24 protein-coding genes are annotated in these 22243 nt (G+C 72.4%); 16 read left to right on the top strand and 8 right to left on the bottom strand.

All coding sequences use genetic code 11. The features are described from left to right. Positions 1-115: 115 nt before the first annotated feature. Entirely contained in the window at positions 116-1591 is a 1476-nt protein-coding gene (locus tag ACIBI5_RS35430; protein ID WP_397253168.1) for a trypsin-like serine protease, read from the top strand. 39 nt (positions 1592-1630) lie between these two features. On the opposite strand, the gene ACIBI5_RS35425 is transcribed toward ACIBI5_RS35430, so the two are convergent. Next, complete coding sequence (locus ACIBI5_RS35425) at positions 1631-1807, bottom strand: hypothetical protein (protein ID WP_397253166.1); 177 nt, start codon at positions 1805-1807, stop codon at positions 1631-1633. A 105-nt stretch (positions 1808-1912) separates the two neighbouring features. Between ACIBI5_RS35425 and ACIBI5_RS35420 the strand changes: the two genes are divergently transcribed. The 3 genes from ACIBI5_RS35420 to ACIBI5_RS35410 all read left to right on the top strand — a co-directional run bounded on the left by ACIBI5_RS35420 (position 1913) and on the right by ACIBI5_RS35410 (position 6380). Further along, positions 1913-2356 (top strand): MarR family winged helix-turn-helix transcriptional regulator, encoded by a 444-nt coding sequence (locus tag ACIBI5_RS35420; RefSeq protein ID WP_397253164.1) that lies wholly within the window; start codon positions 1913-1915, stop codon positions 2354-2356. Positions 2357-2478: 122 nt separating this feature from the next. Next, positions 2479-3813 (top strand): flavin monoamine oxidase family protein, encoded by a 1335-nt coding sequence (locus ACIBI5_RS35415; RefSeq protein WP_397253162.1) that lies wholly within the window; start codon positions 2479-2481, stop codon positions 3811-3813. Positions 3814-3968: 155 nt separating this feature from the next. Continuing rightward, positions 3969-6380: an ExeM/NucH family extracellular endonuclease gene (locus ACIBI5_RS35410; protein WP_397253160.1), complete on the top strand. Its 2412-nt coding sequence runs from the start codon at positions 3969-3971 to the stop codon at positions 6378-6380. A 52-nt stretch (positions 6381-6432) separates the two neighbouring features. Here ACIBI5_RS35410 and ACIBI5_RS35405 read toward each other — a convergent pair whose 3' ends face one another. Further along, the gene (locus tag ACIBI5_RS35405; RefSeq protein WP_397253158.1) at positions 6433-7248 is read right to left on the bottom strand and encodes an NmrA family NAD(P)-binding protein; all 816 of its coding nucleotides are present in this window, start codon (positions 7246-7248) and stop codon (positions 6433-6435) included. A 238-nt stretch (positions 7249-7486) separates the two neighbouring features. Between ACIBI5_RS35405 and ACIBI5_RS35400 the strand changes: the two genes are divergently transcribed. Beyond that, entirely contained in the window at positions 7487-8155 is a 669-nt protein-coding gene (locus tag ACIBI5_RS35400; protein ID WP_397253156.1) for a formylglycine-generating enzyme family protein, read from the top strand. Here ACIBI5_RS35400 and ACIBI5_RS35395 read toward each other — a convergent pair. The 3 genes from ACIBI5_RS35395 to ACIBI5_RS35385 form a co-directional block, all read right to left on the bottom strand. After that, positions 8133-9227 (bottom strand): glycoside hydrolase family 26 protein, encoded by a 1095-nt coding sequence (locus ACIBI5_RS35395; protein WP_397253154.1) that lies wholly within the window; start codon positions 9225-9227, stop codon positions 8133-8135. The genes ACIBI5_RS35400 and ACIBI5_RS35395 overlap by 23 nt on opposite strands. A gap of 136 nt (positions 9228-9363) precedes the next feature. Beyond that, positions 9364-10104, bottom strand: coding sequence for a GntR family transcriptional regulator (locus tag ACIBI5_RS35390; protein ID WP_397253152.1), 741 nt, complete (start codon positions 10102-10104; stop codon positions 9364-9366). 10 nt (positions 10105-10114) lie between these two features. Next, positions 10115-10813, bottom strand: a complete 699-nt coding sequence (locus ACIBI5_RS35385) for an HAD family hydrolase (protein WP_397253150.1) — start codon at positions 10811-10813, stop codon at positions 10115-10117. A 117-nt stretch (positions 10814-10930) separates the two neighbouring features. Here ACIBI5_RS35385 and ACIBI5_RS35380 point away from each other — a divergent pair, with 117 nt between their 5' ends. Both ACIBI5_RS35380 and ACIBI5_RS35375 read left to right on the top strand, forming a co-directional pair. After that, entirely contained in the window at positions 10931-11176 is a 246-nt protein-coding gene (locus ACIBI5_RS35380) for an SCO4226 family nickel-binding protein (RefSeq protein ID WP_397253148.1), read from the top strand. A gap of 14 nt (positions 11177-11190) precedes the next feature. Continuing rightward, complete coding sequence (locus tag ACIBI5_RS35375; RefSeq protein WP_379624162.1) at positions 11191-11553, top strand: cupin domain-containing protein; 363 nt, start codon at positions 11191-11193, stop codon at positions 11551-11553. Positions 11554-11610: 57 nt separating this feature from the next. Here ACIBI5_RS35375 and ACIBI5_RS35370 read toward each other — a convergent pair whose 3' ends face one another. Next, positions 11611-12249, bottom strand: a complete 639-nt coding sequence (locus ACIBI5_RS35370; RefSeq protein ID WP_397253146.1) for a TetR/AcrR family transcriptional regulator — start codon at positions 12247-12249, stop codon at positions 11611-11613. Between the two features lie 130 nt (positions 12250-12379). Here ACIBI5_RS35370 and ACIBI5_RS35365 point away from each other — a divergent pair, with 130 nt between their 5' ends. The 3 genes from ACIBI5_RS35365 to ACIBI5_RS35355 are packed head-to-tail and all read left to right on the top strand — an operon-like array spanning position 12380 to position 15155. Next, complete coding sequence (locus tag ACIBI5_RS35365) at positions 12380-13369, top strand: sugar ABC transporter substrate-binding protein (protein WP_397253144.1); 990 nt, start codon at positions 12380-12382, stop codon at positions 13367-13369. Next, positions 13366-14400, top strand: a complete 1035-nt coding sequence (locus ACIBI5_RS35360) for an ABC transporter permease (RefSeq protein ID WP_397253142.1) — start codon at positions 13366-13368, stop codon at positions 14398-14400. Before ACIBI5_RS35365 ends, ACIBI5_RS35360 begins: the two co-directional genes overlap by 4 nt. Next, on the top strand, positions 14397-15155 hold the full coding sequence (locus ACIBI5_RS35355; RefSeq protein WP_397253140.1) for an ATP-binding cassette domain-containing protein: 759 nt from the start codon (positions 14397-14399) through the stop codon (positions 15153-15155). Before ACIBI5_RS35360 ends, ACIBI5_RS35355 begins: the two co-directional genes overlap by 4 nt. 2 nt (positions 15156-15157) lie before the next feature. On the opposite strand, the gene ACIBI5_RS35350 is transcribed toward ACIBI5_RS35355, so the two are convergent. Together ACIBI5_RS35350 and ACIBI5_RS35345 are read right to left on the bottom strand one after the other, a co-directional pair. Beyond that, positions 15158-15394 carry a hypothetical protein gene (locus tag ACIBI5_RS35350; RefSeq protein WP_397253138.1) on the bottom strand — a complete coding sequence of 79 codons (237 nt, stop codon included), beginning with the start codon at positions 15392-15394 and terminating at the stop codon, positions 15158-15160. Between the two features lie 25 nt (positions 15395-15419). Further along, on the bottom strand, positions 15420-16313 hold the full coding sequence (locus tag ACIBI5_RS35345) for an LLM class flavin-dependent oxidoreductase (RefSeq protein ID WP_397253136.1): 894 nt from the start codon (positions 16311-16313) through the stop codon (positions 15420-15422). A gap of 50 nt (positions 16314-16363) precedes the next feature. Here ACIBI5_RS35345 and ACIBI5_RS35340 point away from each other — a divergent pair, with 50 nt between their 5' ends. The 6 genes from ACIBI5_RS35340 (at position 16364) to ACIBI5_RS35315 (ending at position 22243) form a co-directional block, all read left to right on the top strand. Beyond that, on the top strand, positions 16364-16843 hold the full coding sequence (locus ACIBI5_RS35340; RefSeq protein ID WP_397253134.1) for a MarR family winged helix-turn-helix transcriptional regulator: 480 nt from the start codon (positions 16364-16366) through the stop codon (positions 16841-16843). An 86-nt stretch (positions 16844-16929) separates the two neighbouring features. Then, complete coding sequence (locus ACIBI5_RS35335; protein ID WP_397253132.1) at positions 16930-17292, top strand: nuclear transport factor 2 family protein; 363 nt, start codon at positions 16930-16932, stop codon at positions 17290-17292. Between the two features lie 133 nt (positions 17293-17425). Further along, a complete protein-coding gene (locus ACIBI5_RS35330; RefSeq protein ID WP_397253131.1) occupies positions 17426-18733 on the top strand; it encodes an MFS transporter in 1308 nt (435 codons plus the stop codon). Next, positions 18730-19701 carry a hypothetical protein gene (locus tag ACIBI5_RS35325; RefSeq protein WP_397253129.1) on the top strand — a complete coding sequence of 324 codons (972 nt, stop codon included), beginning with the start codon at positions 18730-18732 and terminating at the stop codon, positions 19699-19701. The genes ACIBI5_RS35330 and ACIBI5_RS35325 overlap by 4 nt, the downstream gene beginning before the upstream one ends. After that, positions 19698-20723, top strand: a complete 1026-nt coding sequence (locus tag ACIBI5_RS35320) for a DUF917 domain-containing protein (protein ID WP_397253127.1) — start codon at positions 19698-19700, stop codon at positions 20721-20723. The genes ACIBI5_RS35325 and ACIBI5_RS35320 overlap by 4 nt, the downstream gene beginning before the upstream one ends. Further along, a complete protein-coding gene (locus ACIBI5_RS35315) occupies positions 20720-22243 on the top strand; it encodes a PucR family transcriptional regulator (protein WP_397253125.1) in 1524 nt (507 codons plus the stop codon). Before ACIBI5_RS35320 ends, ACIBI5_RS35315 begins: the two co-directional genes overlap by 4 nt.

The raw sequence follows: 22243 nt of genomic DNA, 5'->3' as shown, positions 1-22243 counted from the left end.
AAAGACCGGTACCGCTACCCACCCTGTCCCTGATGGTCAGCGGTGCGGGCGCGGGCTCAGCGTGGTCGGCAGACATCCCCATCTCCTCCCCCCAGGAGTGCGGAAAGGACCACACGTGACACTTCCCCGCCCGCGGATTCTGCTGCCGCTGGCCGTCGCGGCGGCGCTGATCCCCCTCGGCCCGCCCGCCGCCCACGCCGGCCCCGAAAACCCACCGGCCGCCAACTACGAGTCCGGCACCGTCCCCATCCCCGGCCCCGGCGGGCCGGTGGGCTTCTCCAACGGCCAGAACGCCACCGTCCAGGAGTACCCCGCCATCATCGCCGGGTTGCGCGAGGGCGGCTCACGCCCGCAGGGCCAGTCGTGCACGGGCTCGGCGGTCGCCCCCCGCAAGATCCTCATCGCCGCCCACTGCGCCGACGCCGCGGGCGAGAAGAGCTTCCTGTACGGCTTGGACGACCTCAACGCCGGCGGCGGCTTCCGCACCCGGGTGATCGAGTACAAGAAGCATCCCCGGTACGTCACCTTCGACCAGGGCTACGACGTGGCCGTCGTGACCGTCGCCGACGACATCCCGGTGCCCGGCGGCGTCTACGCCCAGGTCGCCACCTCCGCCGACGAGCGGCTGGCCGTACCCGGGCGCGACGGGGTCGGTTACGGCTACGGCAAGAAGGACTTCAACGACACCGCCCGCGACGTCACCCTCGACAAGGCCACGCTGCCCGTCGTGGACGGCGAACGGCTCTGCCAGGGCGTCGGCGCCGGGTTCAAGGCGGCCACCATGATCTGCGCCGGGTACGGCGACGGCCGGGTGAGCATCCTGCCCGGCGACAGCGGCGGCCCCCTGATCATCGACGGCAAGATCGTCGGCGTCGCGTCGTGGAGCCGGGCCGACTTCAAGTGGTACAGCGTCTACGGCCGCCTCACCAACGACATGGGCGACTGGGTCAAGGAGCAGATCGGCGGCCAGCAGCCGGGCGAGTTCGGCCTGTCGCTGTCTCCGGCGGGCGTCAGGACGACCCCCGGCCGGCCCGTCTCGGCCACCGTCGTCTCGACCGCCTCCGGCGCCCCCGAGTCCGTCACCCTGAGCGCCGCCGGGCTGCCGGCCGGGGCCAGGGCCGTCTTCCAGCCCACCTCGATCATGACCGGTGACACGGCCGGGCTGACCGTCGAGACCTCGGCCTCGACCCCCGTGGGGACCTCGCCGATCACGGTCACCGCCACGAACGCCGCGGGCAGGACCGCCCACGCCACCCTCACGCTCACCGTCGAAGGCGACCCGCCGACCGGGGAGGTGAAGGTGACGCTCACCCCGCCCGCGGCCTCGGTCCGCTCCGGCATGCCGGCCACGACCTCCGCCACCGCGACCGGAGGCGCGGGGAACCTGACCCTGTCACTGTCCGGACTGCCCGCGGGAGTCCACGCGCTGATGACGCCCACGACCGTTCCCCAGGGCGGCCGGAGCTCGATCACCCTCCTGACCGGTTTCTCCCGTGCGACCCCGCCCGGGACCTATCCCATCGTGCTCAGGGCGAGTGCCGCCGACGGCAAGTCCGGCACGGCGACCTTCACGCTGACCGTGAGAAGGTAGTCCCCCTGCCGCCCACGCCTCCGGCCCGGAGGCGTGGGCTCAGGAGAAGTGCATGACGATGGCCAGGCCGACGACGTGCATGAGCACCACGGCGACGAGCAGCGAGACGAACACGAACTTGGCCGGGCCGTGCTCGAAGTGCTTGCCCTCCTTGAGGGGAGGCAGCTTGGCCTGCCGCTCGGCGATGCGCTCCTCCAGCGGCTTGCGGTGAAACATGCGGGCGTCCCTCCCGGGGATCACGATCGATTTGTGCGGCATGGATTGGTAGGCTATTAATTTGTACACCAACTAATCTAGCGGTCGTCACCCGGAGGCGAGTCTGTGACAGACACAACAGATCTCCTGGCCCTGGACCGCCAGGTCTGCTTCGCCCTCAGCATCGCCTCGCGCAGCGTCATCGGCCTGTACCGCCCGCTGCTGCAGCCCATGGGGCTGACCCATCCGCAGTACCTGGTCATGCTGGCGCTCTGGCAGCACGAACCGCTGTCGGTCAAGGAACTGGGCGAACTGCTCCGCCTCGACCCCGGCACCCTGTCGCCCCTGCTCAAGCGGCTCCAGGCCCTCGGCTACCTCCGCCGCGAACGCAACACCAAGGACGAACGCGCCCTGGCGGTGACCCTCACCCCCGCCGGGCGGGCGCTCAGGGCCGAGGCCGAGAAGATCCCCCCGGCCATCGTCGAGCGGCTCGGCATGGACCTCGCGGAGCTCCAGCACCTGCACGGGGTCCTCATGCGCGTGATCGCGGCGACCGACCGGGAGCCGTAGGGTGTGATCAGTAGGTCGGCGCCATGGCGGTCGGTGGGCGCGCTGACGTGTTCGCCGTGCCGTGAACGCGTCCGCGTCCCGCGACGCTTTCGTGGCAGGGCATGACGCACCCAAGGAGTGCCATGACCGACCACCACACCTCTCAACGCGCCGACATCGTCGTCGTCGGCGCCGGAATGGCCGGGCTGACCTGCGCGAACGCCCTGCTCGGACAGGGCGCCGACGTCCTCGTGCTGGAAGCGCGCGACCACGTCGGCGGGCGTACGCGCACCGTCGAGGCCGGCGGCGAGAGCGTCGATCTCGGCGGCCAGTTCATCGGCCCCGGTCAGGATCGTGCCTATGCCCTCGCCGGGGAGCTGGGCATCGAGGTCTTCGCCACCTACAACGCCGGTGACCATCTGATGGAGACGGCCGCGGGGGGCGTACGGCCCTGGCGGGGGACCGTGCCCAAGCTGAGCGTCCCCGAGATGCTGGATCTGGCGCAGGCGATGGCCAGGTTCGAGCGGCTCGCCCGGACGATCGACCCCGATTCCCCCTGGAGCGGGTCCGGCGCCGCCGGGCTCGACGGGCAGACGCTGGCCGGGTGGCTGCGCCGTACCCACTGGACGAAGGGGGGACGCGAGCTGTTCACGGCGGCGAGCCGGCTGATGTGGGCCTGCGAGCCCGGCGAGCTGTCGCTCCTGCACGCGCTGTTCTACGCCAGGGCGGCCGGCGGGCTGAACGCGGTGATGGCCACCGAGGGCGGCGCGCAGCAGGACCGGCTCGACGGCGGCGCGGGCGAGATGGCGCGGCGGCTGGCCGCCCGGCTCGGCGACCGGATCCGCCTGGCCGCGCCGGTACACCGGATCGCGCGCGACGCCTCCCACGTCGTGGTCACGACCGGTTCCGGCCAGAGCGTGCGGGCGGACCAAGTGGTGGTGGCGATCCCGCCGACCCTGGCCGGGCGCGTCCTGTACGACCCGCCGCTGCCCGCCGCCCGCGACCGCCTCACGCAGCGCCTGCCCATGGGCGGTGCGATCAAGTGCGTGCTGGTGTACGGCGAGCCGTTCTGGCGCGCGGCCGGGCTCAGCGGGCAGGCCATCAGCATGCGCGGCCCCGTCGACGGCGTCGCCGACAGCAGCCCGAGAGCGGGCGGACGCGGCGTCCTGGTCGCCGTGCTGCACCGGCCGGCGTCACAGGCGGCGGTCCTGGAGCAGCTCACCCGGCTGTTCGGCGCCGAGGCGGGGCGGCCGATCGCCTGGGTTCAGCACGACTGGAGCGCCGACCCGTTCAGCCGCGGCGGGTACGCGGCGCTCTTCCCCCCGCACACCTGGACCCGGTACGGCCCGGCGGTACGCGAACCGGTGGACCGCATCCACTGGGCGGGCAGCGAAACGGCGACCCGCTGGTACGGCTACATCGACGGCGCGATCCGCTCCGGTGAGGCCGCCGCCGAGGCGGTGCTCGCCCGGCGGTAGCCACCACCCCGGCCGGCGCCCTACGGCGTCGGCCGGGTCCTGGGCGCCGACAACCTCCAGCCGGAGCCCGCCATACTCGGCACATCGTGTCAAAGACACAAACAACGATCTACCTGTAGAAATGCTCAGAATCGCTTTTCTACGAGGAGATCCCAATGACCAGACGTGCCATGGCGGCACTCGTGGCCGCCGCGCTGGCGGCCGGAGCCATCACCGGGGCCGCCCCGGCAGGAGCGGTGTCGACCGACGTCGTCATCGCCGAGGTCTACGGCGGCGGTGGCAACTCCGGCGCCGCGTGGAGCAACGACTTCATCGAGCTGTACAACCTGGGCCCGGACGCGGTGAACCTGAGCGGCTGGAGCGTGCAGTACGCCTCGGCCGCGGGCACGACCTGGCAGGTGACCCCGCTGAGCGGCAGCCTGCCTCCCGGCCGGCGCCTGCTGGTCCAGGAAGCCGCGGGAACCACCGTCACCGACAAGCCGCTACCGCCCGCCGACGCCACCGGGACCATCCCGATGAGCGCCACCGCGGGCAAGGTCGCCCTGGTCTCCAGCACCACCGCGCTGGTCGGCTCCGACGTGGTCACCGCCCCGGGCGTGATCGACTTCATCGGGTACGGCACGAGCGCCAACGCCTTCGAGGGAGCCCCGGCCCCCGCGCCGTCCAACAGCACCTCCATCAGCCGCGCGGCCACCCCCGTGGACACCGACAACAACGCCGCCGACTTAGCCGCCGGCGCGCCCACGCCCACCAACCTGGCCGGGCAGACCGGCCCCGGTGGCGGCGAGCCTACCCCGACACCGACGCCCACCGCCGACCCGTGCGACACCGCCGCCACGCACCAGGTCGCCGACGTGCAGGGCGCGGCGGCCGAGACCCCGCTGGCCGGGCAGCAGGTCCGCGTCGAGGGCGTCGTCACCCGTACCTTCACCAGCGCCACCGCGCGCTCGGGCTTCTTCGTCCAGGACGACACGCCCGACGCGAACCCGGCTACCTCCGACGGCCTGTTCGTCTTCGCCCCCGCCTTCGCCTCCACCGCGCTGAGCGTGGGCACGCGGGTCAGGGTCTCCGGCACCGCCACCGAGTTCGGCGGCGCCACCCAGCTGTCCACCGTCACCGCGGTCGACGTCTGCGGCACCGGCACCATCGGCGCCGCCACCCTCACCCTGCCGATCGCCGCCTCCGACATCTTCGAGCGCCTGGAGGGCGTCCTGGTGACGGTGCCCGGCAAGCTGACCGTCAGCGAGAACTACTGGCACGCCCGCTACGGCCAGCTGCTGGCGGCCACCGGCGGGCGGCTGTACATCCCGACCGACCGGCCCGGCGTCGACCCCGCCGCCGACCTGCGCCGCTCCGTCGTCATCGACGACGGCTCCTCCGGCCAGAACCCCAACCCCATGCCGCACTACCCGGCCGGCGACCAGCTCGCCCGCTCCGGCGACGGCGTCAGCGGCCTGACCGGCGTGCTCAACCAGGGCGCTTACGGCTCCACGAGCACGAACGTCAAGTACCTCGTGCACCCCACCGGCCCGCTCACCTTCACCCGTGACAACGCCCGCACGCCGGCCCCCGCCAAGGTGGGCGGCGACGTGAAGATCGCCACCTTCAACACCCTGAACTGGTTCACCACCCTCAACGCCGCCGGATACCCCAATCCGCCCTACAACCCCGGCTTCACCCCGCGCGGCGCCAACACGCTCACCGAGCGCGACCGCCAGCTGACCAAGGAGGTGGCCACGCTGAAGGCGCTCAACGCCGACATCGTCAGCCTCATGGAGGTCGAGAACCCCCGGCCCGACCTGGCGGGTACGGGCTTCCACCCCGCCGCCCTGGAAGCCCTGGTCGACGCGCTCAACGGGGCGGTCGGCGCGGGCACGTACAAGCTCATCACCCACCCGGGCCCCGGCACCGACGCGATCGCGGTCGCGATGATCTACAAGCCCGCCGTCGTGAAGCCGGTCGGCTCGCCCACGACCATCTCCGACCCCCGCTTCTTCAACGCCCGCCCGCCCCTGGCCCAGACCTTCCGCTCGACCAAGCTGCTGCTGTCGCTGCGCCCGTTCACCGTGATCGCCAACCACTTCAAGTCCAAGAGCTGCGGCGAGGCCACCGGTGACAACGCCGACCACGGCCAGGGCTGCTGGAACGCCCAGCGCGTCCTGCAGGCACAGGCCATCCTCGAGATGATCAAGAAGCAGGAGCTCGTCAACCCGCTCGTCGTGGGCGACCTCAACGCCTACAGCGAAGAGGACCCGATCCAGACCTTCGCCGCCGCCGGGCTGCGCAGCGTCAGCAAGCAGTTCGTCCCGCTGGCCGGCCGCTACAGCTACGTCTTCGGCGGCGCCTCCGGCGAACTCGACCACGTCCTCACCACCAAGCAGGTGATGCGCCGCATCGCCGGCGCCACCATCTGGCACGTCAACGCCGACGAAGACGTCTACTACGACTACAACACCGAGTTCAGGACGGCGGGCGACCTGTACAGTCCCGGTCCCTATCGCGCCTCGGACCACGACCCCCTGCTGCTCGGCCTCGACCTGTTCGGCCTGGTCGGCGGCAAACGCTAGATCGTGCTCAACGAGGGCGGGCCCGCTCCGGGCCCGCCCTCGCGGTCGTCCGTCATCCCGCCCGGAAACGGTCCACGTGCTCGTCGGCCCACTGGGCGAACGTCCGCGCCGGACGGCCGGTCACCCGTGTGACCGTGTCGTCCACGGTCGTGGAGGTTTCGCCGGGCGCGGCGTACCAGCCGATCACATACTCGGCGTCCGCCCGGGACACGCCGGTGGCCGTCAGCCTGCCGATCGCCTGTTCGTGCGTGATCGGCTCGAAGGCGATGTCACGGCGGATGGCCCGGGACAGGATCGCGATCCGCTCGCGAGGCGTCAGCGCTTCGGGCCCGGTCAGGTTGTACGAGCGCCCCGCGTGGCCGTCATCGAGCAGTGCGACGGCCGCCACGGCCGCGATGTCGGCCTCGTGCACCAGCGCGCTGGGAAGGTCGTACGGTTCCCTGACCACTCCCTCGGCCCGGATCGATTCGGCCCAGGCCAGCGTGTTGGACATGAACTCCTGTGCTTCCAGGCGCGTCCACTCCACACCCGAGTCCGCCACCGCCCGCTCGGCCGGGCCCACCGCCCCGCCCCACAGCACCGTGATGCGCCGAACGCCCGCGGCCACCGCCCTCCGGACCAGCTCGGGCCCGGCCTCGGCCGTCCCCGCGGTCACCGTGACGTGCAGCCGCTCGACACCCTGCAGTGCGGCGTCCAGGTCCTCCGGCGCGTTGTGCGTACCGGCCACCAGCTCCACTCCGGCCGGAAATCTTCCCGCGTTCGCCGCCGGGTCCCGGGTCAGGGCCCGGACCGGTTCTCCCCGGCGTACCAGCTCTGCCACCACGTGCCGGCCGGTGTTCCCGGTGGCACCCGTCACCAAGGTCGTCACAGTCACGTTCCTCAGGTCGCCCTACCTGGACGAGCCTAGAATCTCAACCGAACTTGAGGTCAAGCCGTCCTTGAGGGCGCGTCCGCGTTTCGGCGAAGCCGCTCTCCGCCCTGGGCCCTGGCGGCCCTGTGCGTAGCACTGAAGCCGACGGCCAGATCCCTCCGGCGGGCAGGTCGCGGTCATCACGAAGTTTCCTATAATGGTCTGACTAAGGGAAGTATGGGGAAGGAGTGGTGGAGTGTTTCGGGCGATCGCGGCGGGTGAGATCGTGCTGCGGAACGAGGCCACGCGGGCCGCCTGGACGGTGCGGTTGCCCGCGTTCGAGCTGGCGGTGCATCCGGTGACGCGGGATCTGTACCGCTCCGTCGCCGGCGGGCCGGCGGGGAGGGAGCCGGTGACCGACGTGTCGTGGCGGGACGCGCTGCGCTTCTGCAACCGGCTCTCGGCCGACGCGGGCCTCACGCCCTGCTACGTCATCGGCGACGACCCCGACGCCCTCGACGTGACCCGTGACGAGGCCGCCGACGGGTACCGGCTGCCGAGCGAGGCGGAATGGGAGTACGGCTGCCGCGCCGCCACCACCGGCGAGCGCTACGGCGAACTCGACGCCATCGCCTGGCACCGGGGCAACTCCGGCGGCGCGGCCCGCGAGGTGGCGACCAGGCGGCCGAACGCCTGGGGCCTGCACGACACGATCGGCAACGTGTGGGAATGGTGCTGGGACCTGTTCGACCCGGTGGTCTACGGGCCGTACCGCGTGTTCAGGGGCGGCGGCTGGCAGGACACCCCGCGGGGCTGCCGCGCCTCCGCCCGCCGCAAGTCGCACCCGTCGCTGCGCATCGACGACCTCGGCTTCCGCCTGGCCCGCGGCCCCGGACCCGGGCTCAGCCGGGCGTGCGCTGGTTGAGGTAGGGGTCGCGTCCCACTTCGGCGAACGACTCCACCACCCCCGGTCCCTCCAGCCGGAAATCGCACCCGTCGGGCGACTCGGGGTTCAATACAGCGTTCCATTGCAGGAGCGCCTTGATGTTGGGCATCGCCTTCAGGGCCGCGGGGATGCCGCGGAACCAGTCGGCCTTGGCCGTGGGCCTGCGCGGGTCCACCTCGGTGCCGTACTCGCCGATGATGATCGGCTTGTCGTCGAACCCGTTGGCCTGGAACCAGTCGTAGGTGGGCCTGAGGGTCTCCTCGAAGCTCTTCCACGCCGCCCCGCGGCAGGTCGCGAAGTTGTACGGGTCGTAGCTGATCCAGTCCACGTACGCGTCGCCCGGATACAGGGCCTTCCACTGGTCCTTGTACTCCATGAACCCGGTCACGGCCCACACCCAGATCACGTTGGTGACGCCGAGCTTCTGGAAGCGGTCGTGGATGTGCCGGTAGGCGGCCACGTACTCCTTGGGGGTTCCGCTGGTGGTGCGCCGGTCCATCTCGCCGTCGAAGCCGATCATGACGGGCTTGCCGTACTTCTTGATGCGCTGAGCCTGTTTGTCGATGACGGAGGCGTCCATGGTGCCGGAGGCGATGTCGCGCCACAGCAGCGTGCGCTCCGGGCTGCCCCAGATCTTGGCCTCCCAGCTCAGCAGCAGGATGCGGTCGCGGCCGAGCGCGACCTCGTCCTCGCGCATGAACGTTCCATTGGGGCCGGTGGACATGTCGTGGTAGCTGAAGACGATGTCGAGCTTGCGGCCCAGCTGTGACTCCATGTTGCCGACGGCCTGGCCGACGGGGGTGCGGTTGCCCGGCGGGGCGATGTACATGCCCCAGTACGCGCCGCACGGCGGCACGAGCTTGCCGGTGGCGGCGCAGGTGGCGGCGGGGGAGGGGGGTGCGCTCGTGCTGGGAACGGCGGGGGCCGTGCTCGGGGCGGCGGTGGGGGGTGGGGTGGTGCTGCAGCTCGCGGCGAGCAGTACCAGGAGGCTTGCGGAAGCCGTCCATCCGGCTCTCGCGAGGCCGCGCCGTCCCGCGGAAATAGGCGACAAGACCAGCCGCTCCTACTCATCGTAGTAGTTTATTATTAAAGCATATAGCAGGACTTCAACCCCGTGATGACGACTATAGGAGCGCGTCGGCCCGGCCGTACCTGCAGATTTGCTGTGAATCTACGATGATCAACAGTCAGCGCTCGATCAGCGTGACCTCAAGGGAGTAGAGCGAGGCTCGGTAGACGTGCGAGCCGTGCTCGACGGCGCGGCCCTGGTCGTCGTAGGTGGTGCGGACCATCGTCAGCAGCGGCGCGCCCCGCCGCTCGCCGAGGAGCTTGGCCTCGGCCGGGTCGGCCGCCCGCGCTCCTATGCGCTGGTTGGCCACCCGCATGCGGACCCCGGCGCCGCGCAGCAGCTCATACAGGCCGCGGCCCTCCAGGTCGGCGGCGGTGAGCCTGGCCAGGCCGATCGGCAGCCAGTTGTGCAGGACGGCCAGCGGCTCGCCGGAGGCGAAGCGCAGGCGCTCCAGGTAGAGGATCTCCGTGCCCGCCTCGACGCCGAGGATGGGCGCGATCTCCTCGGCGACCGGCCGCGGCTCCAGGGCCAGGACCTGCGTGGCGGGCTCCTGCCCGGCCCTGCGCAGGTCGTCGTAGAGGCTGGTGAGCTCGACCGAGCGCTTGACCTGGCCGTGCACGACCTGGGTGCCGACGCCGCGCTTACGCACCAGCAGGCCCTTGTCGACCAGGTACTGGATCGCCTGGCGGATCGTCGGGCGCGACAGGCCGAGCCGGTCGGCGAGCAGGATCTCGTTGTCCAGCCGCGATCCGGGTGCCAGATCCCCGCGCCGGATGGCCTCGGCGATCTGCTCGGCCACCTGGAAATACAGGGGGACGGGGCTGGATCGGTCCAGATCGATCGCCAAGGGTGCGGACATGCTGATCAGATTATCCGAGGTCAGAATGTCCTGACAAATAGCCGGGAAGCTCGCTCAGCGTGGCGATCCTCGCGAACCCCTCCGGAGCCGTCTGCACGCCCAGGCGGTCCAGCCACAGCGAGCGCATCCCGGCGGCCGCGGGGCCGGTGACGTCGTTGACGAGGTCGTCGCCGACGAGCAGGACCGCGCCGGGCTCCAGTCCCAGGCGGTCCGCGGCGGCCAGGTAGGCGGCGGGGGCGGGCTTGAAGTGCCCGCCGAGCACGTCGCCGCTCAGCACCGGTCCGAGCTCGCCGAGCCCGATCGCGCGCATCTTGTCGATCTGGACGGGGCTGCTGCCGTTCGTGAGCACGCCGAGCCGGTAGCCGCCGAGCCGCGCGAGGGCCGCGTGCACGTCGGGGTAGGCGCTCCAGCCCGCGCGATAGTGCCGGGTGAACGCGGCGAACGCCGCGTCGAGATCCTCCGGTACGGCCAGCCCCAGCGCATGGCAGATGCCGAGGATCCGGCGCCGCCGCTGCTCTCGCAGGTCGCACCGCCCGGCATGCCAGGCCGACAGGTGCACGTCCTCCAGTTCCGCCCACACCTTCGCCGCCCGCCCGGGCGACGGCAGGCCGGGCGCGCGGTCGGCGATCCAGGCGGCGATCCCCGCGTCGGCGGCGGCGCGATGGTCCATCAGGGTGCCGTCGAGGTCGAAAAGGATGCCTTTGATCACCCGCCCATCCTTCCGTACGCGGCAGAACCGATCTCTACCGGGCTTCTTTGGCAAACCATGAGGAACCGGTGCCACGAGTCCGACCTACGCTGGATGGATCCGTAGTCAGGAGGAACCATGAAGTTCATGGACGTCCACCACGGTATGCAGGGCATCACGGCAGAGAAGCTGCGCGAAGCCCATGACGCCGACCTGGCCATCCAATCGGAGGAGAAGGTCTCCTTCGAGCAGGCCTGGGCGGACCCCGACTCGGGGCTCGTCTACTGCCTGTCGGACGCGCCGGACGCCGCCGCCGTTCAGCGGATCCATCAGCGCGCGGGCCATCCGGCCGACGAGATCCACCCCGTGCCGCTGACGATCTGAGGGGGCGAAGGAACATGATCGAAGTCAAGAACGTCGACAAGCCCGACGAACGCCGGGACTTCCCGCGCGGCCACCTGGAGGTGTGCAACCTCAGCGGGCTCAGCTTCGGCATCGCGACCATGGAGCCCGGGTGGAGGTGGTCGGAGTCCGTCAAGCCGATCGCCGGCACGGAGCTGTGCGAGGTCCACCACAACGGCTACGTCGTCCAGGGCCGCCTGCGCCTGCGCATGGGCGACGGCACCGAGGCCGAGGTTGGGCCCGGCGACGTGTTCGTCTGCCCGCCCGGCCACGACGCCTGGGTGGTCGGCGACGAGCAGTTCATCGTCTACGACTTCGCGGGCGGCGCCGCGGAGTACGCCAAACGCGAAGGGAGCTAGTCCGGCCATGGCTGCGGCGGGGCGCGGGCCCCGCCGTACGGACGCGGGAAAGCGGCGTCAGTTCTTGGGGACCCAGCGCTCGCGCAGCTCCGGCGGCGTGGGCGGGTCGCCCGGCAGCGGACGGGCGGCGGAGGGCAGGCGGATGGCGTCGAGCACGAGGGCGAGGTAGCGGCGGCGCAACTCGGCGGTGCGGGCCTCGTCGCCCAGGCGGACCGAGGCCAGTTGCTCGAACAGCAGGGCCACGTCGGAGTTGGTCACGTCGGGGCGCAGCGCGCCGGCCTCGCGGGCGCGGTCGGGCACGGCGTGCGACAGCTCGCCCCCGCGCACCGACAGCTCGAACAGCTCGGGGGTGGGCTGGAAGGTGCCGGCCAGCGAGATGGTCAGCGAGTGCGTGTCGGCGTCGACCACCTCCTCCATGAAGCGGGCGAAGGCCTCCCACGGGTCCATGCCGGGGTCGAGGGCGCGCTCGCCGGCCTCGTTGTAGGCGCGCATGCCGTCGGCGCAGAGCTTCTGCAGCAGCGCGTCCTTGCTGGGGTAGCGCCGATAGAGTGCGCTGATGCCCACACCGGCGCGCTCGGCCACGGCGGCGATCGGCGCGGAGGGGTTGGCGGTGAAGACCTCCTTGGCCGCCTGGAGGATCACCTCGTCGTTGCGCGCCGCCTGCTTCTTGCGGCCGCTCATCGGTGTGCTCGTCATCTTCCCACTGTAGCATTGGAACGGAGAATTCCGTTCTATACTGTAGGTCTTAATGTCACGACAAATGGTTGACAGTGGAGCGTGGCAGGACTAGAACCGGGGCAAGCCGTTGGTCTTGGAGGTTGAAGCCATGAAGCGAACCCGGATCGTGGTGGCCGTGCTCGGCGCCCTGGCGCTGGCCGGATGCTCGGGCGGAGGCGGGGCGGGCCAGAGCGCCGCGAGCTCCCCGGCCGCCGAGGCGCCGGCGGCCACCGGCGGCGCCGCCGGCACGTACGCGGTGATCACCCACGCCGCAGCCGGCGACAAGTTCTGGGACGTGGTCAAGAAGGGCGCCGAGGCCGCGGGCAAGCAGTACGGCGCGAGCGTGACCTACCAGGGCGACGGCGACGCGGGCAAGCAGTCGCAGCTCATCGACCAGGCGGTCTCGCAGAAGGTCGACGGGATCGTGGTCTCCATGGCCAACCCGGACGCGCTGAAGGAGTCGATCGGCAAGGCGGTGGCCGCGAAGATCCCCGTGGTGACCATCAACTCCGGCGCCGAGTCCTCCAAGGCGTTCGGCGCGCTCACCCACGTCGGCCAGTCGGAGGACGTGGCCGGGCGGGGCGCGGGCGAGCAGCTGAAGGCGGCCGGGGTGTCCAAGCTGCTGTGCGTGATCCACGAGGCCGGCAACGTCGGGCTGGAGCAGCGGTGCAAGGGCGCCGAGCAGAGCCTCGGCGGCACCGTCGAGCGCCTGCAGGTGGACGTCAGCAACCTCGCCGACGTCACCTCCAAGGTGGCGGCCAAGCTGCAGTCCGACACCTCCGTCAACGGCGTGCTCGCGCTCAATCCGGCCGTGGCCGTCGCCGCCCGCGACGCGATCAAGGACGCCGGCTCGCAGGCCAAGCTGGCCACCTTCGACCTGTCGCCCGACGTGATCGCCGCGATCAACGCCGGGGAGGTGCTGTTCGCCGTGGACCAGCAGCAGTACCTGCAGGGCTGGCTGCCGATCACCTTCCTCAAGCTCTACAAGGACAACCTCAACACCGTGGGCGGCGGGCTGCCGGTCAACACCGGTCCCGGCTTCGTCACCAAGGACAACGCGGCGCAGGTCGAGAAGCTGGCCGGCGAAGGCACCCGATGACCGCGGTCAAGCCCGACGAGCGGCTGGCCGACGTCGGCCGGCTGCGGCGGGCGCTGATCCGCCCCGAGCTCGGCGCGGTCGTCGGCGCGATCGTCGTCTTCGCCTTCTTCGCCGCGCAGTCGCCGGTCTTCCGCTCGCCCGCCGGCATCGCCAACTGGCTCGATCCGGCCGCCACGCTCGGCATCATGGCGGTCGCGATCGCGCTGCTGATGATCGGCGGCGAGTTCGACCTGTCGGCTGGCGTGCTGACCGGCACCACCGGGCTCATCCTGGTCACGCTGGCCACCGAGTACGGCGTGAACGTCTGGCTCGCCATGCTGATCAGCCTGGCGGTGGCGCTCGGGATCGGCTTCCTCAACGGGATCGTCGTGACCCGCACCAAGCTGCCCAGCTTCATCGTGACGCTCGGCTCCTTCCTCATGCTGCAGGGCCTCAACCTGGGCGTCACCAAGCTGATCACCGGCACCGTGCAGGTCAGCGGGCTGCGCACGGCCTCGGGCTTCGAGTCGGCGCGGGTGATCTTCGCGGGCACGATCCAGATCGGGCAGGTGCACTTCCGGGTGGCGATCCTGTGGTGGCTGGCGGCGACGGCGCTGGCCACGTGGGTGCTCATGCGTACCCGCGCCGGAAACTGGATCTTCGCGGCGGGCGGCAACGAGCAGGCCGCCCGCGCGGTCGGCGTGCCCGCCGCCCGCACGAAGATCGCGCTGTTCATGACGACGGCGCTCGCCGCGTGGCTGGTCGGCTCGATCATGGCGCTGCGCTACACGTCCGTGCAGGCCAACATCGGCATCGGGCAGGAGTTCATCTACATCATCGCCGCCGTCATCGGCGGCTGCCTGCTCACCGGCGGGTACGGCTCGGCCATCGGGGCCGCGATCGGCGCCGTCATCTTCGGCATGGCCGACAAGGGCATCGTCTTCCTGGGCTGGGACGCCGACTGGTTCAAGTTCTTCCTCGGCGCGATGCTGCTGCTGGCCACCCTCGCCAACCGCCTGGTACGGCGCTACGCGGAAGAGGTGAAGCGGTGATCCTGCAGACCAGGGCGATCGGCAAGGCGTTCGGCTCGGTGCTGGCGCTGCGCGAAGTGTACATGGGCGTGACCGCCGGGCAGGTCACCTGCGTGCTCGGCGACAACGGCGCGGGCAAGTCCACGCTCATCAAGATCCTGTCGGGGGTGCACCGCCACGACGCGGGCGAACTGCTGCTGGACGGCGTGCCGGTCACGTTCGCCAGCCCGCGCGCGGCGCTGGACCACGGCATCGCCACCGTCTACCAGGACCTGGCGATGATCCCGCTCATGTCGGTGTGGCGGAACTTCTTCCTCGGCTCCGAGCCGCGCAAGAGCTTCGGCCGCTTCGACGTGGCCAAGGCCAAGCGGGTGGCCCGCGAGGAACTGCACGCGATGGGCATCGACATCCGCGACGTCGACCAGCCGGTCGGCACGCTGTCGGGCGGCGAGCGGCAGTCGGTGGCGATCGCGCGGGCGGTCCACCTGGGCGCCCGGGTGCTCATCCTCGACGAGCCGACTTCGGCGCTGGGCGTCAAGCAGGCCGGGGTGGTGCTGCGCTACATCGCGCGCGCCCGTGACCGGGGGCTGGGCGTGGTGTTCATCACCCACAACCCCCACCACGCCTACCCGGTGGGTGACCGCTTCCTGCTGCTCAACCGCGGCACCAGCCTCGGCGAGTACGCCAAGGCCGACATCACCCGCGAGCGGCTGACCTCGCTCATGGCCGGCGGCGCCGAGCTGGAGCAGCTGGAGCACGAACTGCGCCGCGAGTGAGCTCAGTCCTCGTGGGGCAGGTCCCGGTCCAGGCGGGAGGTGGACAGGTCGGAGCCCCACAGCAGCTCGCGGCGGACGGCGCGTTCGGCGTCGCCGGTGTCGTGGACCGGCTGCGGCGGCTCGGGCGCGCTCTCGGCGTCGGCCACGCGGGTGGCGTCGGCGTGGTCGGCGCGCTCCGGCGCCGCGCCCGCCCTGGCGGTCTTCTCCATCCGCCCGGCGGCCTCGTACGCATCGCTCATAGGGGCAACGCTAGGGTGCGGCGGTTCAGCGCCGGGCCAACGGCGTGCCAAGAAGAGCGGGTTCGCGCAGGGCGGGGACGACCTCGCGGGCCAGGCGTTCGACCTGCTCGTCGCGGTCGTCGCCGGAGGGCATGAGGGTGAAGGAGGTGAAGCCGATGCGCTGGAAGCCCCGCAGGGCGTCGATGAGGTACGCCGGTGAGCCGGCCAGCGTGCCCGGCTCGGCGGTGGGCCTGTCCTCGACGCGGACGGCGAGGTTGTAGGCGCAGGTGATCTCCTCGGGGGCGCGTCCCGCCTCGTGCGCGGCGGCCAGCAGGCGCGCGCGCATCGCGGTGACCTCCTCGGGGCCGGCGAAGCCGTAGGAGGGGATCCAGCCGTCGGCCAGGCGGCCGGTGACGGCCAGCGCGCGGGGGCCGAAGGTGCCGAGCCAGATGGGGATGCGCCGCGCCGGCTTGGGTTCGAGGCGGGCGGCCTCGGTGCGGTGGTAGCGGCCCTCGAAGGTGAAGCTTGGCTCGCTCCACAGGCCGCGGATGATCTGGACGGCCTCGGCCAGCCCGTCGACCTTCTCGCGGGCGGTGGGCACGCGCATGCCGTACGCGCGGAACTCCTCGTCGGAGTAGCCGCCGCCGAGGCCGAGGATGAGGCGGCCGCCGGACAGGCGGTCGAAGGTCTCGGCCATCTTGGCGACCATGGCGACGTTGCGGTACGGCACGCCGAGCACCCGGGTGGCGACCTTGATCCGCGTGGTGGCGGCGGCGATCCAGGACAGCATGGTCCAGGTCTCGAAGCTGTCGTAGGTGGTGCAGGGGTGGTCGGCGGAGGAGACGTAGTCGAAGCCGAGTTCCTCGGCGCGGCGGGCCTCGGCGACGGGGTCGGCGCCCGGTGCGGCCGAGGTGGAGATGTTCAGGCCGAAGGTTGACATGACAACAACCGTAGGCGGGGAGATGGTGACATGTCAACTACACTGGGGGCATGACAGAGGACGCGCGATGGCTCGACGAGGCGGAGGCACGGGCGTGGCTCGGCTACCGGCGGATGTTCCTGCTGCTCAACCGGGAGGTCGCGCGGGATCTGGCGCACGAGTCCGGCCTGTCGGAGGCCGACTACGACGTGCTGTCCAACCTGTCGGGCGCGCCCGGGGCCAGCGTCCGGCTGACCGAGCTGGCCGCGCACCTGAAGTGGTCGAAGAGCCGGCTGTCGCACCAGCTGACCCGCATGCAGCAGCGCGGCCTGATCTCCCGGCGGGAGCACCCCTCCGACGCGCGCGGGGCGGTCATCGTCCTGACCGAGGAGGGCCTGCGGACCATCGAGGAGGCCGCCCCCGGCCACGTGGCCTCGGTGCGCCGGCACTTCATCGACCTGCTGACCCCGCGGCAGCTGGCGGCGTTCGGCGACATCGCCTGGTCCGTGGTCGACCGGCTGGACGAGGCCGCCGCCACGCGGCAGCCTTAGAAATCTACATTGTAAAGGCGTCGGCGCGGTGCTTCCGCGTGCTCTAACGTGACAAAGCACGCAAAACTCAACCAAGGAGCTGCATCGTGGCACGCGACGCCGTCTGGGCGGTCATCACCGGCATGTACGACGCCTACACCCGAGGCGACCGGGACGGCATCGACCGCCGTCTGCACCCGCAGGCCACGATCTTCGACTCCGACCACCCCGGCCTGATCACCACCCGCGAACAGCTCAACAAGGTCCGCGACGCCCGCCCCGACGAGGGCCGGGTCACGCTCACCGCCTCCGACGAGGTCGTCGACGTGTGGGGCGAGAGCGCGCTGGCCCGCTACGTGCTGCGCGTCGCCTACGAGAGCGGCGCCCCGCAGATCGTGCGCACCACCTCGGTGCTGCGCCGCGAGGGCGGTGAGTGGCGCATCGTGCACGTGCACGAGAACACGCTCTGACCTGCGGGTATGCTAGGGCTCCAGGGCAGGGTGCACACCGCCGGCCGTACCTGACGTGCGGCGTGCACACCGACGCGGACAGGGGGCGTGCCTAGGGTGCGGCCAACGTCGCGCCCCCTTCCGAGGAGCATCCATGACCGCTACCTCCGCGCGAACGCTCCCCATCGGGGCGGCGTTCGACCGGATGCCGTTCACCCGCCGGCACGTGCTGATCGCGCTGGCGCTGTTCGTCGCGTTCGTCATCGAGTCGTGGGAGCAGCTCGCGCTGATCTACGTCGCGGGCGATCTGGGCGGCGCCTTCGGCATCGACGAGGCGGGCATCGGCATCGTGCTGTCGGCGGTGGCGTTCGGCATGATCCCCGGCGTGCTCATCTGGGGGCCGGTCGCCGACCGCGTCGGCCGCAGGCCCACCGCGTTCTGGTCGCTGCTGGCCTACGGCGTCATCGCCTTCGCCTCGGCCTTCGCGCCGAACCTGCCCACGCTCGTCACGCTGCGGGTGGCCTCCGGCCTGGCGCTGGCCGGCGTCTACACCATCACCTTCCCCTACTTCCTGGAACTGCTGCCCACCCGCCACCGCGGCCGCGCCGCCGTCTACCTGTCGATCGGCTGGCCCATCGGCATCCTGGCCGCCATCGGCGCCTCCCTCGCGTTCGGCGCCATGGGCTGGCACGTGGTCGTCATCGCCAGCGCGGTGGCCGGGCTGTGGGCGTTCGCGATCCGCGCCTGGGTCCCGGAGTCGCCGTACTGGCTGGCAGCCCGCGGCCGCCAGGACGAGGCACGCGCGGTGCTGCGCCTGCTGTCCAGCCCCGACGCCGACGCCGAGTTCACGGTCGCGGCGCGCCGCCCCGGCAACCCCCTCGACCTGTTCCGCGGCAAACTGGCGAAGATCACGATCGTCATGCTGCTGCTGAACTTCGCCTTCAACTGGGGCTACTGGGGCCTGCAGACGTGGCTGCCCACCCTGCTGCAGGAACGCGGCCTCACCCTCGACGCCTCGCTCGGCTTCGCGGCGCTGAGCGCGCTCATGATGATCCCCGGATACGTGAGCGCCTCGCTGCTGACCGGCCGGTTCGGCCGCAAGAAAGTCTTCCTGGTGTACGTCGTGGCCGCCGTGCTGGGCGGGCTGTGGTTCGCGCTGGCCGGCAGCACGTGGGAGCTGTACGCGGGCAACTTCGTGCTGTCGTTCTTCAGCCTGGGCGCCTGGGGCGTGTGGAACACCTGGAACGGCGAGTTCTACCCGACCGCGCTGCGCGGGACCGGCTACTCGTGGGCGACCGCCGCCCAGCTGGTCGCCACCACCGCGGCGCCGTCGGCCGTGGGGGCGCTGCTGGCCGGGGCGACCGGGTTCACCACGACCATCCTGATCATCAACGCGTTCATGGTGGTCACGGCGCTGCTGGCCGTACCGCTGCCGGAGACCGAAGGCCGCGAGCTGGAGTGATCGTCGGCGTCGCACCCGGGCGGCCCGCGACCACGGTCGCGGCCGTGCGCGACGGCGCTCTGGTGTTCTCCCGGCAGCTTCCTGCCGCGGCCGGGCCGCCGTTCGGCGGCCTGGCGAAGCTGGCCGGCGGGCTCGGCGCGCGGGCCGTGTGCGTGGCGCTGGACCTGGAGGAGGCCGAGCTCGCGCCGGTGGCGGCGATCCGGGTGGGCGGGCCGTGCCCCGAGGTGCTCGCGCCGCACCCGGCCCACCCCGGCGGGGCGGCGACGATCGTGCGGGGCGGGCACAGCCTGACCGGCCGCCCGCTGGCGCCGCTGGACGTCGAGGCGGTACGGCGCTTCGCCGCCTCGTGCGGGCTGAGCGACTTCGCGGTGACGGCGACCGGCTCGCCCGTGCTGGCCGACCACGAGCTGGCGGTGGCGGAGATCGTGGCGGCCGAGGTGCCGGGGGCGCGGATCACCCTGTCGTATGAGTTCGGCCGGGCGGGGCTGCGCGAGCGCGAGGAGGACGCGATGCTCAACGCCGCCCTGGGACCGGCGGCCGTGCGGGTGGCGCGCGAGGTGGGGCAGGCGCTGGACGGGCTGCCGCTGTACTTCGCCAGGACCGGGTACGGGCTGGTGTCGGCGCACTACTTCCGCCGCTATCCGCTGATCTGCCGGTTCGGGGCGACGGCGAGCCTGGCGCGCGGCCTGGCCGTTCTCGGGGGCGAGGGAGAGGAAGGGGCGGCGCGGGCGTTCGGGGCGGCGCTGGGGCAGCCGGTGGCCGAGGTGGAGCGGATCGTGCAGGCGCGGGGGCGGGCGGAGCTCGACCGGGTTCTGCGCGACGCGCGCGACGAGGCGCTGACCCGGGTGGTGAGCGCGGGGGCTGCGCCCGGGTCGGCGGCGATCGCGACGCTGACGGTCAACCCGCTGTCGTACCTGCCGCACGGGCTCTACCGGGTGCGGGCCTCGGCCGGGGGAGCGACGCCGTGATCGGGCCCGGGCAGCTGGCGCGGTTCGCGGCCGGGTCGCGGTTGTTCGCGACGGGGGCCGCGGAGCCGTCGTACCGGCTGATGCTGGACTGGGCGGGGTCGGTGATCGGGACGGGTGTGCCGGTCGTGGCGGCCGGGGCGCTGGCGGGGGAGACCGTGTGCGTGGCGGTCTCGCTGGTGGGCTCGACGACGGCGCTGGGGGAGCAGCTGCCCGCGGGCGATGAGCCGGTGCGGGCGGTGCGGGCCCTGGAGCGGCGGCTGGGCGCGGCGGTGGGCGCGGTGGTGGCGCTGAACCTGGCCGCGGAGAACGCGCTGCTGCCGCTGGTGGCCGCGGCGCTGCTGGGGGTGCCGCTGGTGGACGGCGACGGGACGGGGCGGGTGTTTCCGCTGGTGGAGCAGACCACGTACACGCTGGGCGGGGTGAGCGCGACGCCGCTGGCGCTGGCGGGGGGCGGCGGGGAGCTGGTGGTGCTGGAGACTGCGCCTGACCGGGTGGAGGCGGTGGTGCGTCCTTTGGTGCTGGCGATGGGCGGGTGGGCGGTGGGCGCGTGCTATCCGATGAGCGCGCGGGAGCTGGCGGGGGCGATGGTGCCGGGGACCGTGGGGCGGCTGCTGGAGGCGGGGGCGCCGGGGGCGGATCGGGCGGTGGCGGCGCCGTACGGGATGAAGACCCTGTGCCGCGGCGTGATCGCCGCGGTGGAGGGGAGCAGCGGGCACGGCGCGGACCTGGAGCTGCCGTCGCTGCCGTCGAGCATCGTGGTGGAGGAGACGGGCGGGTTGCGGCGGCTGGTGCGGCTGGAGGCGCACAACGAGATCGTGCTGGCGCTGGCCGACGGCGCGCCGGTGGCGATGGCGCCTGACCTGATCTGCCTGGTGTCGGCGGTGGATCAGCTGGTGGTCGACGTGGACAAGGCGGCGCCGGGTATGGAGGTCGAGGTCATGGTGGTGCGGGCGGCTCCGGTGTGGCATACCGAGCGGGGGCGGGAGCTGGGCGGGGTGCGGGCGTTCGGGGTGCCGTTGTGAGGGCGCGGGGGTGGGAGTCGCCGGTGACGGTGGCCGAGCTGGTGGACGCGGGGCCGCTGGCGGGGGCGCACATGTACGGCAGCGGCGCCAACCCGGTGCATCAGGTGCGGATCGTGGACGAGCTGGGCGTGTTCGCCGATGTGGTGCCGCACACCGCGGTCGTCCTGATCGGGGCGGCGGCCTCGGGCGGGTGGGCGGTGGAGATGGCGATGCGGCGGGCGTGGGAGCAGGCGGCGGCGTGTGTGATCGCGCCCTCCAGCGCGCTGAGCTCGGGGTCGGGGGAGGTGCTGGCGGAGCGGCTGGGCGTGACGCTGATCTTCGTGGACGGAGATCCGCTGGTGACGGCGGTGGAGGTGGCTTCCGCGGCCTCGCGTCCCGAGGCGGCGCGCACGCAGCTCGTGGCGCGCTGCGCCACGAGGATCGCCGAGGCGGGGGCCTCGGCGCGGCGGGTGCTGGGGGTGCTGAACGCGGAGCTGCCGGGCACGTCCGTCGCCTTTCTCGATCGGTACGGCACGCGCCTGGCGGGCCGGGCGGCCGGGCTCACCGACGGCGGCCCGGGTTCGGGCGCCGGCGGGGAGCGGGTGCTGGTGGACATGGATCTGCCCGACGGGCTGGGGCGGCTGGTGGCCTCCGGGGCGGTGCGTTCGCCGGGCTGGCCGTCGGTGGTGCGGACCGTGCTGGGTCTGGCGGTGGCGGCGCTGAGTGCGTGGGCGGCGGGGGAGCGGCTGGTGGCCGGGCGGGAGTTCGCGGTGCAGGAGGCGCTGGCCGAGCGGTTGCTGGCGATGCCGGAGGCTCTGCTGGACGGCCTGCCCGGGGGGGAATCTGCGGGCGGTGCGGTCGCGGACGAGGTTCCCGGGGCGGCGGGGGATGTGCGGGAGGCGCTGGGCCGGGCGGCGGCGCTGGGGTGGGCGGTGCGGGGGCCGGTGAGCGGGTTCGTGGTCAGGCCGGTGGGGTGGCAGGCGGAGCCGGCGGAGCACACGCTGGTCAGGGAGCTGCTGGTGGGGGCGTTGGGGGCGGTGCCGGTGATGCGGCGGGGTGAGGGGTGGGCCGGTTGGGCGGAGCTGGAGCCGGGGGCGCTGGCCGTACGGCTGGGGGAGTGTGCGCGGCTGCTGCCGCGGGCGGTCGCGGCGGGGGCGGGGCGGCAGGTGGAGCGGTTCGGCGCGGTGGGGGAGTCGCTGCTGGGGGCCGAGGCCGCGGCGTTCACCGCGCGGGCCGGGGCGGTGGCGCGCGCGGACCGGATGGGTCCCGCGGAGCTGCTGGCGGCGCTGCCCGCGGGGGTGCTGCGGGCGCCCGCCGAGGTGGTGCTGGGGCCGTTGCGGGCGGCGGACAAGGACGGGAGCCTGCTGGCGACGCTGGCCGCGGTGCTGGACGGGGGCGGGGCGCTGCGGGCGGCCGAGCGGCTGGGGGTGCACCGCAACACGGTGACGACCCGGCTGGAGCGGGTGCGGGTGGCGGGCTACGACCTGGAGGACCCGGCGACGCGCCTGGCCCTGCATCTGGCCGTGCACGTCAGCCGGTGA

The sequence above is a fragment of the Nonomuraea sp. NPDC050540 genome, from assembly GCF_044457485.1.
GTDB lineage: Bacteria > Actinomycetota > Actinomycetes > Streptosporangiales > Streptosporangiaceae > Nonomuraea.
Note: the sequence above shows the minus strand (reverse complement) of the source record. Positions and strands in the feature narration are given on the sequence as shown.